The sequence below is a fragment of the Bradyrhizobium sp. MI1.10 genome, assembly GCF_055811035.1.
The window spans coordinates 72,369-86,123 of the sequence record NZ_JBVVPN010000026.1; the positions used below are offsets into that span (position 1 = coordinate 72,369).

Annotated in this window: 17 protein-coding genes; 8 read left to right on the plus strand and 9 right to left on the minus strand. The window is 60.8% G+C overall.

All coding sequences use genetic code 11. The annotated features are described in order from the left end of the window. Window position 1: 1 nt before the first annotated feature. Complete coding sequence (locus AC0L3K_RS25660) at window positions 2-685, plus strand: helix-turn-helix domain-containing protein (protein WP_007592978.1); 684 nt, start codon at window positions 2-4, stop codon at window positions 683-685. Here AC0L3K_RS25660 and AC0L3K_RS25665 read toward each other — a convergent pair. The 4 genes from AC0L3K_RS25665 to AC0L3K_RS25680 all read right to left on the minus strand — a co-directional run bounded on the left by AC0L3K_RS25665 (window position 663) and on the right by AC0L3K_RS25680 (window position 4,636). Beyond that, complete coding sequence (locus AC0L3K_RS25665; protein WP_354127603.1) at window positions 663-1,121, minus strand: potassium channel family protein; 459 nt, start codon at window positions 1,119-1,121, stop codon at window positions 663-665. The genes AC0L3K_RS25660 and AC0L3K_RS25665 overlap by 23 nt on opposite strands. Window positions 1,122-1,227: 106 nt before the next feature. Continuing rightward, window positions 1,228-2,436 carry an acetate/propionate family kinase gene (locus tag AC0L3K_RS25670; RefSeq protein ID WP_473367111.1) on the minus strand — a complete coding sequence of 403 codons (1,209 nt, stop codon included), beginning with the start codon at window positions 2,434-2,436 and terminating at the stop codon, window positions 1,228-1,230. Between the two features lie 155 nt (window positions 2,437-2,591). After that, window positions 2,592-3,707, minus strand: coding sequence for an AI-2E family transporter (locus AC0L3K_RS25675; RefSeq protein WP_007592983.1), 1,116 nt, complete (start codon window positions 3,705-3,707; stop codon window positions 2,592-2,594). A gap of 83 nt (window positions 3,708-3,790) precedes the next feature. Then, complete coding sequence (locus AC0L3K_RS25680; RefSeq protein WP_219684394.1) at window positions 3,791-4,636, minus strand: HD domain-containing protein; 846 nt, start codon at window positions 4,634-4,636, stop codon at window positions 3,791-3,793. 359 nt (window positions 4,637-4,995) lie between these two features. Between AC0L3K_RS25680 and AC0L3K_RS25685 the strand changes: the two genes are divergently transcribed. Continuing rightward, window positions 4,996-5,433 carry a hypothetical protein gene (locus AC0L3K_RS25685; RefSeq protein WP_245285885.1) on the plus strand — a complete coding sequence of 146 codons (438 nt, stop codon included), beginning with the start codon at window positions 4,996-4,998 and terminating at the stop codon, window positions 5,431-5,433. A 315-nt stretch (window positions 5,434-5,748) separates the two neighbouring features. Here AC0L3K_RS25685 and AC0L3K_RS25690 read toward each other — a convergent pair whose 3' ends face one another. The 3 genes from AC0L3K_RS25690 to AC0L3K_RS25700 form a co-directional block, all read right to left on the minus strand. Further along, window positions 5,749-6,504, minus strand: a complete 756-nt coding sequence (locus AC0L3K_RS25690; protein ID WP_007592988.1) for an outer membrane protein — start codon at window positions 6,502-6,504, stop codon at window positions 5,749-5,751. Between the two features lie 172 nt (window positions 6,505-6,676). Then, the gene (locus AC0L3K_RS25695; protein ID WP_007592990.1) at window positions 6,677-6,952 is read right to left on the minus strand and encodes a hypothetical protein; all 276 of its coding nucleotides are present in this window, start codon (window positions 6,950-6,952) and stop codon (window positions 6,677-6,679) included. A gap of 448 nt (window positions 6,953-7,400) precedes the next feature. Then, window positions 7,401-7,919, minus strand: coding sequence for a hypothetical protein (locus tag AC0L3K_RS25700; RefSeq protein ID WP_354127600.1), 519 nt, complete (start codon window positions 7,917-7,919; stop codon window positions 7,401-7,403). Between the two features lie 316 nt (window positions 7,920-8,235). Between AC0L3K_RS25700 and AC0L3K_RS25705 the strand changes: the two genes are divergently transcribed. From AC0L3K_RS25705 to AC0L3K_RS25720, 4 genes are all read left to right on the plus strand, one after another. After that, window positions 8,236-8,526 carry a hypothetical protein gene (locus AC0L3K_RS25705; protein WP_473367112.1) on the plus strand — a complete coding sequence of 97 codons (291 nt, stop codon included), beginning with the start codon at window positions 8,236-8,238 and terminating at the stop codon, window positions 8,524-8,526. Window positions 8,527-8,806: 280 nt separating this feature from the next. After that, window positions 8,807-9,139: a hypothetical protein gene (locus AC0L3K_RS25710; protein ID WP_007592996.1), complete on the plus strand. Its 333-nt coding sequence runs from the start codon at window positions 8,807-8,809 to the stop codon at window positions 9,137-9,139. 91 nt (window positions 9,140-9,230) lie between these two features. Further along, on the plus strand, window positions 9,231-9,404 hold the full coding sequence (locus tag AC0L3K_RS25715; RefSeq protein WP_007592998.1) for a hypothetical protein: 174 nt from the start codon (window positions 9,231-9,233) through the stop codon (window positions 9,402-9,404). A 165-nt stretch (window positions 9,405-9,569) separates the two neighbouring features. After that, window positions 9,570-9,845: a hypothetical protein gene (locus AC0L3K_RS25720; RefSeq protein ID WP_007593000.1), complete on the plus strand. Its 276-nt coding sequence runs from the start codon at window positions 9,570-9,572 to the stop codon at window positions 9,843-9,845. Window positions 9,846-9,992: 147 nt separating this feature from the next. Here the strand turns inward: AC0L3K_RS25720 and AC0L3K_RS25725 are convergent, their stop codons facing one another. Together AC0L3K_RS25725 and AC0L3K_RS25730 are read right to left on the minus strand one after the other, a co-directional pair. Further along, complete coding sequence (locus tag AC0L3K_RS25725) at window positions 9,993-10,871, minus strand: MurR/RpiR family transcriptional regulator (protein ID WP_311985924.1); 879 nt, start codon at window positions 10,869-10,871, stop codon at window positions 9,993-9,995. A gap of 101 nt (window positions 10,872-10,972) precedes the next feature. After that, the gene (locus AC0L3K_RS25730) at window positions 10,973-11,173 is read right to left on the minus strand and encodes a hypothetical protein (RefSeq protein ID WP_473367113.1); all 201 of its coding nucleotides are present in this window, start codon (window positions 11,171-11,173) and stop codon (window positions 10,973-10,975) included. 15 nt (window positions 11,174-11,188) lie between these two features. Between AC0L3K_RS25730 and AC0L3K_RS25735 the strand changes: the two genes are divergently transcribed. Then, window positions 11,189-12,730: an ABC transporter substrate-binding protein gene (locus AC0L3K_RS25735; protein ID WP_473367114.1), complete on the plus strand. Its 1,542-nt coding sequence runs from the start codon at window positions 11,189-11,191 to the stop codon at window positions 12,728-12,730. Between the two features lie 79 nt (window positions 12,731-12,809). Continuing rightward, the gene (locus AC0L3K_RS25740; RefSeq protein ID WP_007608695.1) at window positions 12,810-13,754 is read left to right on the plus strand and encodes an ABC transporter permease; all 945 of its coding nucleotides are present in this window, start codon (window positions 12,810-12,812) and stop codon (window positions 13,752-13,754) included. Window position 13,755 lies beyond the last annotated feature (1 nt).

Here is a 13,755-nt window from a genome sequence, read left to right on the forward strand (position 1 = left end):
CATGTTCGTTCGCACCGCTGCCGACGCCTCCTCGCGGCTTCATTCGCTCCGCGAGCTAGGGTTAAACACCGATTCAAACCCGATCATCAGTTTAAACGAGTTTACCTATAAGAAGGGCTCCGAAGTCTACGGCGAAAAGGAGCCCGCAGAGTACGTCTATCAGGTGAAGAACGGCGCTGTGCGGAGCTACAAGCTGCTGTCGGACGGCCGCCGCCAGATCGGCGCATTTCATCTTGCGGGCGATATCTTCGGGCTGGAAAACGGCAGTGCGCACAGGTTCACGACGGAAGCGATCGTCGATACCACGGTTCGCCTGGTGAGGCGCCAAAGTCTCGAGCTGGTCGCGCAGGACGACGCCGTGGTGGCTCGCAACCTGCTGAGCATGACCACGACCAACCTTCAGCATGCGGAAGACCACATGCTGCTGCTCGGCCGCAAGACGTCGCTGGAGCGGGTCGCAGCCTTCCTGATCGAGATGGACAAGCGGCTGACAGCCGCCGGGATCATGGCGCTGCCGATGTCGCGGCGCGATATCGCCGACTATCTCGGATTAACGCTGGAAACCGTCTCCCGCGCATTATCGCGGTTGCATGAACTCGGTATCCTCGGCTTCGTCGGAAATACCCAGCGCCAGATCGTGCTGCTGGACCGGCTGAAGCTCGCTAGCCTCGATCTCCAGAACTAGACTTAGGCGCCGCAATCGCCGCGAGATGTTCAACCGTCTTGCGCAGGACCTCGAAAAGAACCGCGGTCGACCAACCAAACATCAGGATGCCGTTCATGGCGGTCATAGGTCCGGTCAGCCGCCAGCCCGCCACGGGCGTGATGTCCCCATAGCCGAGCGTGGTGTAGTTCACGAAGGTGAAATATAGCAGATCGCTTCCCGGAGGCGCCGCGCCGACCGCCGCATAGGCGAGCGCCCAAATGAGAACCTCGACGACGTGCGCGACCATCAAAATGACAGCAGTGATGACCATCACGGCCATCAGGTGCGACCGCGGCCGCGCCGTATGCTTCAATCCGGCGGTACGGGCGATGTCGATGGCCGCAACGGTCACCAGCGCGTGAATCATGATGTTGATCACGCTGATCAAGGTACCGAGCAGGAATTGAACCGCCAATATGCACTCCTGGTGCCGACATCGAAGAAGCCGTCCGATGATTCCGCAAGCGCCGACCACGGGACCCCGTTGACGCTTGACCGCAACCCCGATCAAGGGGAACCGATCACGACGCCCCCTTTGATGCTGTCGAGCTGCTGTTCATTAGCAGCGCCAACGTGTGTCTCGCGATCATAAGATCCACGTCGGACGGCAAGACGTAAACCGGAATGCGGCTCGCGGCAGACGATATCAACTGCGATTGCCGCGCGTTCTGCGCCACATCAAGCTTGACACCGAGCCATGCGAGCCGCTCCGCCACGCGCAAACGGATCGACGCGGAGCTTTCGCCGATCCCGGCGGTGAAGACGAACGCATCGAGCCCCTGCAACGCAGCTGCGAGCATACCAGCGTTAAGGCTGACCCAGTGAACGAAATAGTCGATCGCAAATTTCGCGTTGACGTCTTTACTTGCCTCGAGCTGACGCATATCGCAGCTGAGGCCCGAGAGGCCGTTCAGCCCGCAATCTCCGTGGAGAAGCTCCTGCACTCTGGACGCTGCCATTCCCTTCTCCGAGATGAGATAAAGCACAACTCCCGCGTCGATCTGCCCTGGTCGCGCTTCCATCGGCAGTTCGTCAATCGCGGTGAAGCCCATGGTGCTTTCGACGCTCCGCCCTCCATCGAGCGCGCACATTGATGCCCCGCTCTCGAGATGCGCGACGATCACGCGTCCCATCGCGATTTCCGGCGCAACCCTCAGCAAGGTCTTCGCGATGTATTCGTAGGAAAGGCCATGAAATCCATAGCGCGGTACGCCCTCGGCATGAAGCCCACGAGGGATCGCGTAGTGGTCGGCCACCGCAGCATGGGTTCGATGAAATGCGGTCTCGAAGCAGGCGACCTGCGGAAGCGTCGGGAAGTCAGCCAGGATCGCTCGTATGGGCGCCAGATTGTGCGGTAGATGAAGCGGCGCCAACGCCGTCAGTCCTTCCAGGCGAGCCAGCATCCCCTGATCAATCAGGACCGGCCGGTCATGCTCCGCACCGCCGTGAACGACGCGGTGCCCGACAGCGATGGGGCTGATATGAAGCTCATCCCGCAACCAGGCGCCTGCAATGTTCAGTGCGGCCGGAATATCCCGCACTGCTTCGATCGGATAGGCGCGATTGGCAAGCGGATCGCCACCGGCGCTGCTCGCCTGCAGTCGCGGGCAACGTCCGATCCCGTCGATCCGCCCCTTGATCTGCTGCCGTAGGCTTCCTTCTCCTTCGACCGAATAAATACGGAATCTGAGGTGGGAAGAGCCGGCATTGATGACAAGAATGGTATCCATGGCGCTCACGTCGCACTCGTTGGAGCATGCCGAAGTCCTGCATCAATACCGGCGGCCACAGCAAGGGGACCAGGCGGGCCAGATATTTCCACCACCACGTTCCGACCTCGTTGTCGTATCGCTTTGCCTGAAAGGCTCAGTCGAATTGATATGCGTCAACGCTCGATCGCCAGTTTCGCCGGCACAGCACGTTCGGTACGAATCCAGGCCACCGTCAGCTCCCAGACCACAGATAGAATGATAGGTCCGATGAAGAGGCCGATGATCCCATGGAAGAGGGTTCCTCCGATCACCCCGATCAGGATCACGAGCGCCGGCGTGGTCAGGCCGCGGCCCATGACAAGCGGTTTCAGGATATTGTCGAGCACCGACACGATCACGAGAAACACCGTCAGCAGGAGCGCGATCGGAAATTCCTTGTCGGTCCAGATCCAGATGATAACCGGCAGGATGACGATGGTCCCGCCGATCTGCACGATCGACAGCAACAGCACCACGAAGGCAAGAAGGCCCGCGCTGGCGATGCCGGCGAGCTTGAAACCTATTCCCGCCAGCAAGGCTTGGATGATAGCAACGCCGATCACGCCTTGAGCCACCGCACGGATCGTGGCTCCCGCCAAGTCCAAAAAATGCTCGCTTTGGTCCGGCACGATGCGCGACAGAAAGCTGCGCCCTGCGGCCACGAGCTGAGGTCCATACGGAAACAGCACGCCGGCCACCGCCACCGACAGCAGAAACTTGACCGTTCCCACACCGGCATTGCCGGCAAACCCAAGCAAGGTGGTCGCGAATGGCTTCAAATAGGGCACGACCGCGCGCAAGAGCGACCGGAGGTTGGTCGTCGCCTGATCCCAGAGATCGAAGAGCTGAGGCCCGATGACTGGCCACTCCTTGAGCGACTGCGGCGGCGAAGGCACATGCAATTCACCGGCCGTCACCTGGGCGGCAAGATCGGTGATCCCGTCGACCGCGCCCATGCCCAGCCAGGTCGCCGGTCCGATCACCACAGCCAGGTTGACGAGCGTGAGAATCGTCGCCGCAAGCTTCGGCCGCCCACCGAGAATGTCGCTGAGGCGCCGAAAAACCGGGTTCAGCGCAGCAGCAAGCACGACACTCCAGGCCAATATGGGGATGAATGGACGGACCAGGAGGAGCGCCCAGACGAGCAGCAGCCCGAGCAATCCGAGCCGGATCAAAAGCTGGATGATCTCGTCTCCAGAGAATATCTGACGGAGTGTTTTCACGGACGCGCCTTCAGTCATGCCGCGCATGCTGAGGCGAACTAGCCCCTGCTCTCACGCCGCACGCTTGATCCAGATCAAGCGTCGAGCCTCTTCTAGGGCTGTGGTCCGGTCTAGGGCTGCGGTCCGGAGAGAGTCAGCTCACGCTCGGCCCGAAATACGTTGCCGTAGAGACTCGCTATCCATTGCCGGCCTCGAGACGTCACGTTGAGATAACGTATCGCCGGTTGGATCTGGGGAGCTACGTTACTCCAATAGAATTGTGGATATTTGTAAACAATGTCCGCTGGCGTCGCGTAGCCCAAGGTCTTGTTGAGGCCGATCTCCTCGAACTCGTAGAACAGCGCGTTGGACTTCTTCAGATAGTTGGGATCGCCGAGCTGACCGATGAGATCGGCGGCCCGCAACAGCAATCCCTCCTCTTCAATGAGGCTGTCATTCGAAGACATCGTGTAAGGAAACCGGGTATATTCGATCGCCCGAGCGACCCGATCGGCATCCACCTGCTCGACGGAATCCAACCGTTCCAGCACGAACAGTTTCGACCGATCGACATGGTATGGCGCGAGAGCCGCATCGGACGATCCTCGCGGCAGACGAACCGTGTTGCCGGTGACGTCCGCGATGAACAGATCGTCCTCATCGCCCTGAACGACGCCGCGGACGTATCCGATGTCGTGGGCAAGGCACGCCAGAATGAAATTCGCATAGTCGTTTGCCGTGGTGGGCCGGAGCAGCGCGCGGCCTGTCAGGATATCGTGCCCGGCAAGGGTCACGAGCAACGTATGCTCGATGTTGTGATAGAGAGCATCGCTGTTGCCGATGCACTCCATCGTGAGCTTGGCTGCAAATGGAAGCAATTCGGTCAGGCCGGCATGCGAGGCGCCGAACCGGTCCTTGGTTTCCGTCGTCAGAAACGCGCCCAGAGCTTGCGACACCAGTTCCGGAACTGTGATCATCAGGCCGCTCCACTATGCAAGTGTCGACGATATGCAGATCGAGCCGTTGCGATTAATGTTCGCTATATTCGCAGGTTCTTCAAGCCCGCCGCGCTCTGCGACCTAAGGACGATCCATCTGGTGCCGCGCCTCGGGCAAGCGGGCCCGTGACCGGCCGGAGCCGCTCACGGCCTCCAAGCTCGCTCGTTGATTCAAATCAAGGCCAAGCCGGTAACGACCGCAAACATTTCATGTGCGCGGTCGTGCCGCCGGCGTGACGGAATTCTTCTCTCGCCGGTCAGTCGAGATTTAAACCAGTGGAGGATATGATGAGGTTCATCAAAGGAGCATTTCCAGCAATTCTTACTGTCGCGACCACCATGATTTCTGTAGCCGGAAGCGAAGCAGCGCCCTTGCCGACCAACGTCGGCGCCATGAGAGCCACGCTCGATAATGACGTGGTGAAAGTGCGCTACGGAGGCTGGGGTTATCGCGGCGGATGGGGCGGAGGCTACCGCGGAGCGGGATTGGGCTATCGTGGTTTGGGCTATCGCGGCGCCGGATATGGCTACAGAGGTTACGGATATCGAGGCTACCGTGGCTGGGGCGCCGGCGCGGTGGTTGCGGGCGCTGTCGTGGGTGGCGCGATCGCAAGCTCCGGCTACTATGGTGCATATCCTTCCTACGGCGGCGGATACTCCTCTTACGGCGGAGGATACGGCTATGAATATTGTCCGCCCAGTGCCTACAGCGCCTACGGTAGCTATGGCGGTTATGGCGGCTACTATGCGAGGCGGAGCTACTATTCCGGCTGGTAGATCTGCCCCGGATTTTCCTGAGCACGCGCTCTTGGTGCCCGGGCTCGTCTTCGCGAGTCCTGAAAGCGCCAACGCGGCCGTATATTGCCAATATGTGGACTAGCCCGCGCATTGCGTTGCAAGACCGGGCGTCGTCTTGGGAGTGCGTCCCGTCGCGCGCGCTGCCGCACGAGAAGCAGTGCGGTCCGGCACTCCGACCAACCGCGGCGGTCCGGTCGATCGCGCCGGCAGACGCTGACTGGCTTGCACGATGAGACCACAAAAATGAGGGCCGACATGACTGCCGGCCCCCTGAAGACATCAGACCGGGAGAGTTCAGTACCTCGCGACGACCGGGTTGGCCCCTCCGAAGCGGTAGTTGAAGCGCACGGTGAGCATATCCACGTCCTGGGTGATCCGGTCGTTTACAAAAGCGGCAAGGCGCGGATCGGCGGCCGTGAACGAATTATTCCGATGCCCCATGAACAGATGGTCGTATTCGAGCCCCACCGACCAGTTCGGGGTGAAGCCATACTCGTATCCGACACCAATGACACCACCCCAGCGGGTTGCGCTTTGCGCCGCGAGCTCGGCGCCGGACGCAGTATCAAGCACGCTGAGACGATTGTCTGTTACCGCAGCGCCACCCTTCACGTAGAACAGTGACGCATTCCAGGCGTAGCCGATCTGGCCGGTGAAGAGGCCGATGGCGCTCGTTTTGGCGCGCGTGGAGAGCGCCGGATTGAACAGGCTGACGCGCTGGTTGCTGAGATCCGCCCAATCGCCCTGAGCCTCCAGACCAAACACCCACTGGCTGGCCTGCCAGCGATAACCGAGCTGGCCACCGATGACACCACCGGAACGATCGCGGCAGCCAGAGGCGACGGCGACTCCAGCCGCGTCAAGGAAATCGACGCAGTTGTGGTTCTGCGCCCAGCCACCATTGCCGCCGATGTAGAACCCCGTCCAATTGTAGATCGGAATGATCGGTGCCGGTGGAGGCGCCTTTACGGCCATATCGGCAGCCATGGCGGTCCCCGCCGTGCACAGCGCCACCAGACCAACGGTTGCTAGTAGAAGTCTTTTCATCATGCTCTCTCCTTGCCGGCCGCTTTTGATTGCCCGATCGGCGGCTTGTTGCACTGCAATCATCCCCCAACTTCCAGCTGAAACTCTACGGGCGACGCCACAAACTCCACGTGCCATAATGGCAACACTCAAGACATTTCGACGCGACATCGGCATGAGCACCAAGACATGCTGCCTATTTCTCCGGGTCGCGCTTGGCATCGTGGCCGGCAACCTCGTCGCCTCGGTCTTGCTCTATCCAGGACGGGATATCGCTCGAGGGAATCAGCCGTCGCGGCAAAAAGGGATTGAGCGTGCCTGCAAACACGATCAATCCCTCATTGAACTTCGCTCGCGCGAAAGCCCGCGCCTCGGCTTCGCTCTCGAATGTGCGTGTCTCCCGTGGACTTCGCCGCTTCGGCAAGGTCCCACGCTTGTGCACCTCGAATGTTACGTACCAGGTCTGCGGCATCCGCCAGCTTCCGGATCGCGATCAAGCAGACATCTGCCGGCGAACGATAATCGGTGAGGTCATGTCGGCGTCCTAATTGCGCCGCTCTTCACGGCGCTCCGTGCGCCCTGTACGCCTTTCCTGACGGCGTTCAGTCCGGCCCGCGCGCCGTTCCTGACGCCGCTCGTGGCGGGCTCCGCGCCTCTCCTGGCGTCGCTCCATGCCGATCGTCTGCGCCGGCGCTTCTGCTCCGAACAGGAACGTTCCGGAGGTCGCCAATCCGAGTACCGCGGCCCATCCGAGCAACGAAAGAGCCCGGCGACGATCGATTCGCTCAGACCTCGACGTTTCACTCATGTCAGTTACTCCCGATCTTCAAGGACGTTTGATTGGGCAATGCCTCGACGTGCACTCGTTGATAGTATCAATGGCGGGCGCCCCACTCCGAAGATGCGACGATAGGAGACGCTCACCAAACCTGGTTGCCGAACCAGCCGTATTGCGGCGGCCGCGCGACGAGCCGGATATTTTTTTCGATGTGCCTCCTCGCACTTTTGTTTTGGCGCTGCGGCTTCACTTCCGCCTTTGTCGACGGACGCGCTGGCGGTCGTTCGGCATCGGGGGCTCCTAGCTGAGCAAAGGCCTCGCGAGCGCGCCTCTGTGAGACGTCGGCGCCGGGCAGGATACCAAGCTCGACCCTGGCGATGTCGGTTGCGACAATCGTCGGCAGGCTAGTGTCGAGAACGACCCGCTCGGGTAATTTCCAATCGGAATGGATGCGGATGGTCGCGGAGCGCGCAGCTCCACCGTGGATGGCGGGCCGATCCGGCACCAGTGCGTCCACAACAAAGAGCATCGCGAGCAACGTACTGCCGACATAGAGCAGATATCGTGAGATGGGCATTGTCGGCGCCATTGCCGCCGCAGATCTTCGCCGGGCAAGCAACGGGCCACGGCGGCAGAATTGGCGAAGCAATGCAACCTGCATGGCATGGCTGCCTAAATCGAGCCGCCGCTTCTGCCGCGGCGCGCCCCTGGTGAAGCACTTGCTGAGGCATGGCGGCGCTTCGTCGGTAAGCGCACGCACGCTGCAGCAGGCGAATATTCACCGCGTCCGAACGCGGCTTCGCTTGAGCCAGATCAACGAATTGAACTATCGCAACACGGCCTCGCATAGTATCGCACGGCTTGGTCAGTGGCTGTGACCTGCCCCTTGGTACAATGACCGGAAGGGCAATTGCAGAGGTGTGGCACGCAACGCAGAATTCTCACCGTGTACATCGAGCTTCTGGCAGGGAGGGCCGATGATGAGTCAATTCGAGCTGAGTTCGCGCGCAGCACTTTGCCGGCAGCTTGCAAGCCAGGATCCGGCAAACCAAACGGTCTGGATGGCCGAGGCAAGAAGCTGGTCACGGCTGGCCGCCGAGATGCTTCCTGATGAGCACCAATTGAAAGGCGTCATCACCGCCCGGTTATTCTTCGCCTTCAACAAATTGGTCGCGGCGCAACACGAGCCTGCGAACCAAACGGCAGAAATGATGAAGAGTAGATCCAAACGCGTCATGCCGCCTCGGAGCTTGTCACCGACTGCCTGACGCATTCCAGCGAGAAGCGTTCGCACGATTGCATACATGGCTCAAGTAAGAGAGAGCCGGTGCACCACGTGACAGCATGCTTTCCGATGCGACCCGGCGGGCTGCACTCGTCGGACGTCAAAGCGTCGTCATCCAGATTCCCTTAACTCGATCTGAACTTGACCCGGTAAAATCGAAGACGAAGCAGATGCGATTTGTTGAATCCCTTGATCTAAAGCAAGCCGCAGCCCTGGTGCTGCGTTGGTGTGGTGGCGTTGAAGTTCATTTTTGGAGAACGTCCATGAAGTCGATAAGCGCAAGGAAGATTGCCGTTGCCGTCGCCGCGCTCGTATGCGGCACGACGCTGTCCATCGGCTGGACCGATCAAGGCGGAGTTTCGCTGGGGCTCGACAAGGCGCAAGCGGCGACGAGGTTGTACGTCACTCCCTATTATCGCGGACACTACTACACTAACGAGGGTCTGCCCTGGTACGCCGTGCGAGCCTATTACTTCGGCGGACCGTGGAGCTATGGCTATAGCGGCTGGACCGACTATGCGGCGCGCAACGGCATCGGTTGCGTCCCAGGCTCGTTGGTGAAGGGCGGCGATGGCATCATGTACGTGTGCCAATAGAGCTTGATGATGGCGCGATGGGCGGCGCTCATTAAGCCGCCTGTCGCGCTAATCTGAGCTCAGGAGATCGACGGCTGAGGGGGAGGATACCGTGACCTATGTTCTGGTCGTCATCAGCTGGCTCGGCGTCGCGAATGGCGCCGTCATATCGACACAAGAATTTTCAAGCGCAGAGCGTTGCGAAGCAGCCCGGACGGCGCTGATGGAATACGCGAAAGCGCGCAGCAGCGACGAGACACTGAGGCCGCTCTGCATACAGAAGTAAAAACGAGGCGAAAAGGGTGACGCATGTACCCGAACCCGACTGAATCGTTCTGGTGGTTCGCCTTCGGTTACCAGCTTACGATTTCGACGGTTCCTTGATCTTGATCAATGGTCCGAGCCCCAGTCCATGGAGCGTCCAAATTCACTCTCACAGGCGGAGACTATTATGAAGCTTGGTTTGGTCACAAAATTATCACTCGCAGTTGCCGTGGTCGCCCTCGGAGTGTCCGGCTCGATGGACTGGTCGGTGGACGAAGGCCTTTCGCTCTCGCTCGGCCGGGCTGAAGCACGGGTCGGGCGGCCCTTGACGCCCGTATCAGTCGCCGGCGTAGCACGGCGCACCACCAGGCGCGCGGTCGTCGGCGGCGCAGCAGTTGGTGCAGCCGCTGTCGGTACGGGATGTGTCCGCGTTCTGGTCAATGGCAGCTACGTCTGCCGCTGATAGCCGTCGTAGCCGGCTCTGAACATCGTATCCTGCCGGACGATTTTTCTGCAGCATGTACTGTTCAGGTTTCGGAGCGCGATGGACGTTGCCACATGCGAGCGGCGATGCACCGAACAAATCCTCGTCGGGCCGCTGGGAGATTTTTCAGTCTCCCAGCGGCCCTTTGGCGTCCCCGTCGCTTCCCTTCAGCAACTCGTATTTGATCCGCCGCATGCGTGCCTGGGCTTCGAGCGGCTTGCAATAGGCGGTTGACGCTGCGAGCAGATCGATGGTGGCGAGAAATGCATAGCGCGACGCCGTCGGCTTGAGCGCGTCGGGCGCTTCCGGCACGTGCACGCCGAGCGCAATATCGGCGATCGAGGCCAGCCTGCTTTGCGGCTTGGTAATTGCGACGACCAAGGCGCCGTATTGCTTGGCGATACTGGCTGCCTCGATCACCGCGTTCGCTGCACCGGTGGTCGAGATGGCAACGACGACATCATCCCGTCCGAGGGTCGCGGCGATCATCCGCATCAAGCTCGGATCGGAGGCATGCGAGACGGCAACCCCAAGACGAAAGAACCGGTTCTGAACCTCCGCCGCCGCAAGAGTGGAACCGCCCCCAACCCCGAACGCGGCAAGCTTCGAACAGCGCGAGATAGCTTCGGCAGCCCTCTCGATGTCTTCCTTGCGAAGTCCTTCCTCGGCGGCGGCAATTGCACGGCGAATTTCCTGAAACACCGACCGCCAGAGCGCGGGGCGCGCCAGATCGGTCCCGACATGCGGGGGAAGCTCAACGTAAATCCGCCCGACCGCCATTGCTTGAGCCAGCCTCACCTTGAGGTCGCGGACGCCCCGACAACCGACGGAGCGGCTGAACCGGGTTACCGTCGGCTCGCTGACGCGCGCCCGACGGGCCAACTCGGAATTGCTGGCGTGAACGGCAAACTCCATATCGGCCAGCAGCACCGTGGCAACGCGTTGCTCCGAGGGGCTGAGGCTTGGAGCGCTTTGCCTGATGAGGGAGATGATGTCGCCGGCCACGACATTGTCGTCGCCCGACGGCTTCGAGATCGCTGTACCAACGGCTCTCGCCGGATGATTTCGCTTTGCACGCGCCATTGCCCGCCCTTCCCCAGGTCAGATCAACCTGCGCCCTTGGCAAGAAGCTGCCGTAAGAAACCTTCAGCATCGACCAAACGTATATCTGCATGCCCCATCAAGAACAGCATTTTCCGCTTGATAATTGCCAAATTGTGTATGTAACTTTCGAACAACCAATAGCGTGCCATCAGCCCAACAGCTGAAAGGCACATCCCCTGCACCGGAAGCAGGCGGTTCAACAAGGCGGGAGGGCGATCATGAGATACGGTCCAAGTGTCTTGATGCGTGGCGTCATGGGGCTGGCCACTGCGTCGTTTTTGATTGCGCAGGCCAATGCCGCCACCCTGCTCCGCGAAGCCACCATCGGAGAACCGCCGCCGCTCGATGTCATGCTGACGACAGCCGACGTCGCATCGGTCATCGGCCGCCACATCTTCGAGACCCTGTATGCCCTGGACTCGACCTATACGCCGCGTCCGATGCTGGCCGAGAGCGATCGCACGGAAGACGGCGGTCGGACCATCGTCATCAAGCTCCGCGAAGGTGTCCTCTTCCACAACGGCAAGGAGATGACCGCCAAGGACGTGGTCGCCTCGATGACGCGATGGGGCAGTTTCGGTGCGCGTGGCAAGCTCCTGATGGAGGCGGCTACCTCGGTCGAGGCGACCGGAAAGTATGAAGTCACGCTGAAATTGTCCGCGCCGAACGGCGCCTGGAAGGCTCTCATTGCGGACGTCAATGGCGGCCTTGCGATCTATCCGGAAGACATAGCCGCCAAAGCGGGAAACCGGCCGATCGAGCAAAAGGACTATATCGGCACCGGACCCTACAAGTTCGTGGAGTGGCGGCCGAACCGCTATGTCGAGGTGGAGAGGTTCGAGGGCTACAAGCCAGTCAAGGAAAAGGGGGACGGCTTCGCCGGCGCCCGCGTTGCGAGCTTCGACAAGATACGGTTCATTCCGGTGCCTGACGTCGGCACGCGCGTGAGCGGCGTGCAGGCGGGCGACTACGACTACGCGGAAATGATCTCCGGCGATCTGTACGAGTCCCTGAGCAAAGATCCATCGGTTCAGGTGCAGCGTACCAACGCGCCGATCTTCGGCCTTTTCTTCATGAACTCGAAGCAGGGAATCCTGAAGGACAATTACAAGCTCCGCCGCGCCATCCAGACCGCGCTGGACAAGTCGCAGGCATTGCGCGTCGCCTTCGGTCCCAAGGACCTGTGGAATGCCGAAGGATCGATCTTTCCCAACGGCACACCCTGGTACTCGACCGAAGGCGCCTCCAATTACAGTGCGCACGATCCGAAGAAGGCCAAGGAGCTCGCAAAGGAGGCGGACTACACGGGGACGCCGATCCGCCTGCTGGTCTCGACGAACTACCAGGCACACTATGATGAAGCCTCTGTCTTCACCCGCCAGCTGGCCGACGCCGGCATCAATGTTCAGATGATGGTCGTCGATTGGGCGACCCTTCTGAAGATGCGCGGCCAGCCGGAACAGTGGGACATCTTCGTCACCCACCATTCCTTCGCGCCCGACCCGCTGCTGCTCACGTTCCTGAATGCGAGCTATCCCGGCTGGTGGGACAGCCCCGAGATCGGCTCGCTTCGGGCAGAGTTGATCAACACGACCGATCCAGCCGCGCGCAAGTCGACATGGGACAAGATCCAGTCGCTGATCTATGAGCAGGTACCGGTGATGAAAGTAGGCGATGCCTACACCTATGACATTGCGTCTCCCAAGCTCAAGGGGCTCAACCCCAACGGTCCCGTGTTCTGGAATGTGTCGACGAAATAAGGACGGGCAATGAGGCCGCGAGGACTGTCGAGCGCCGGCGCCGGCGCGCATCGTTGCCGCTGATCAGGCGCCCAATCACATGTGGTCTTACGCATTCAAGCGCGCAGGAACGACGGCGGTGACGCTGCTGGCAGCGTCCATCATCATCTTCGCGTTCATCCATATCGTGCCGGGTGACCCGATCTATGTTCTGCTCGGTGATACCGCGACTCCCGACCAGATCGACGCCTTGCGACACCAACTCGGTCTCGACCAACCGATTATCCTGCAATATCTCACTTGGGCCGGCCATGTGCTCGAGGGCGACCTCGGGCGGTCGATCTTCTTCCAGGCGCCCGTGCTGTCGGTGATTGCCGATGGCGCCGAGACCAGCACCTTGCTCGCCACCATGACGATGATCTGGGTTGCGGTCATCGGCGTGCCGATCGGCATGATTGCGGCGGTCCGGCACGGCACGTGGCTCGATCAGGGATTGTCCGGCGGGGCGATGCTGATGGCCTCGATACCCACGTTCTGGGTCGGGCTCTATCTGATCCTGATCTTTGCCGCCTGGCTCGGTTGGTTTCCGAGCTCCGGTTATCCGTCGATCTTCGAAGGTGGTGTCGTCAATCTCCGCTATCTCGTTCTCCCCAGCCTGGCGCTTGCGGCTCCGAATGCCGCTTTGATCCTGCGGCTGACGCGCGCCAGCATGCTCGACGTCTCCCGGGAAGACTACGTGCGCACGGCGCGTGCAAAGGGAATCCGGCCGTGGCAGGTCGTGCGCCGCCACATCTGGCGTAATGCACTGCTGGCGGTCGTCTCGGCCTTCGGCTTCACCTTCGCCGCACTGTTGTCCGAAGCGGTGGTGACCGAAACCGTCTTTGCCCTGCCCGGCATCGGCCGCCTCGTCGTTCAGTCGATCCTTCGTCGAGACTACCCTGTGATCCAGGGCGTCATCCTAGTTATTGTCGTGGTTTATCTCCTGATCAATCTGATCGTCGATCTGAGCTATCGTCTGCTCGATCCGCGGGTTGAACTTCAATGAG

What these genes read in the sequence shown, in the direction of transcription:
- AC0L3K_RS25710 (WP_007592996.1), top strand. Translation starts at nt 8,807, where the DNA reads ATGAAGTCGATAAGCGCAAGGAAGATTGCCGTTGCCGTCGCCGCGCTC.
- AC0L3K_RS25675 (WP_007592983.1), bottom strand. Translation starts at nt 3,707, where the DNA reads ATGCGCGGCATGACTGAAGGCGCGTCCGTGAAAACACTCCGTCAGATA.
- AC0L3K_RS25740 (WP_007608695.1), top strand. Translation starts at nt 12,810, where the DNA reads ATGTGGTCTTACGCATTCAAGCGCGCAGGAACGACGGCGGTGACGCTG.
- AC0L3K_RS25680 (WP_219684394.1), bottom strand. Translation starts at nt 4,636, where the DNA reads ATGATCACAGTTCCGGAACTGGTGTCGCAAGCTCTGGGCGCGTTTCTG.
- AC0L3K_RS25690 (WP_007592988.1), bottom strand. Translation starts at nt 6,504, where the DNA reads ATGATGAAAAGACTTCTACTAGCAACCGTTGGTCTGGTGGCGCTGTGC.
- AC0L3K_RS25700 (WP_354127600.1), bottom strand. Translation starts at nt 7,919, where the DNA reads ATGCAGGTTGCATTGCTTCGCCAATTCTGCCGCCGTGGCCCGTTGCTT.
- AC0L3K_RS25735 (WP_473367114.1), top strand. Translation starts at nt 11,189, where the DNA reads ATGAGATACGGTCCAAGTGTCTTGATGCGTGGCGTCATGGGGCTGGCC.
- AC0L3K_RS25670 (WP_473367111.1), bottom strand. Translation starts at nt 2,436, where the DNA reads ATGGATACCATTCTTGTCATCAATGCCGGCTCTTCCCACCTCAGATTC.
- AC0L3K_RS25685 (WP_245285885.1), top strand. Translation starts at nt 4,996, where the DNA reads ATGATTTCTGTAGCCGGAAGCGAAGCAGCGCCCTTGCCGACCAACGTC.
- AC0L3K_RS25660 (WP_007592978.1), top strand. Translation starts at nt 2, where the DNA reads ATGTTCGTTCGCACCGCTGCCGACGCCTCCTCGCGGCTTCATTCGCTC.
- AC0L3K_RS25695 (WP_007592990.1), bottom strand. Translation starts at nt 6,952, where the DNA reads ATGCCGCAGACCTGGTACGTAACATTCGAGGTGCACAAGCGTGGGACC.
- AC0L3K_RS25720 (WP_007593000.1), top strand. Translation starts at nt 9,570, where the DNA reads ATGAAGCTTGGTTTGGTCACAAAATTATCACTCGCAGTTGCCGTGGTC.
- AC0L3K_RS25705 (WP_473367112.1), top strand. Translation starts at nt 8,236, where the DNA reads ATGATGAGTCAATTCGAGCTGAGTTCGCGCGCAGCACTTTGCCGGCAG.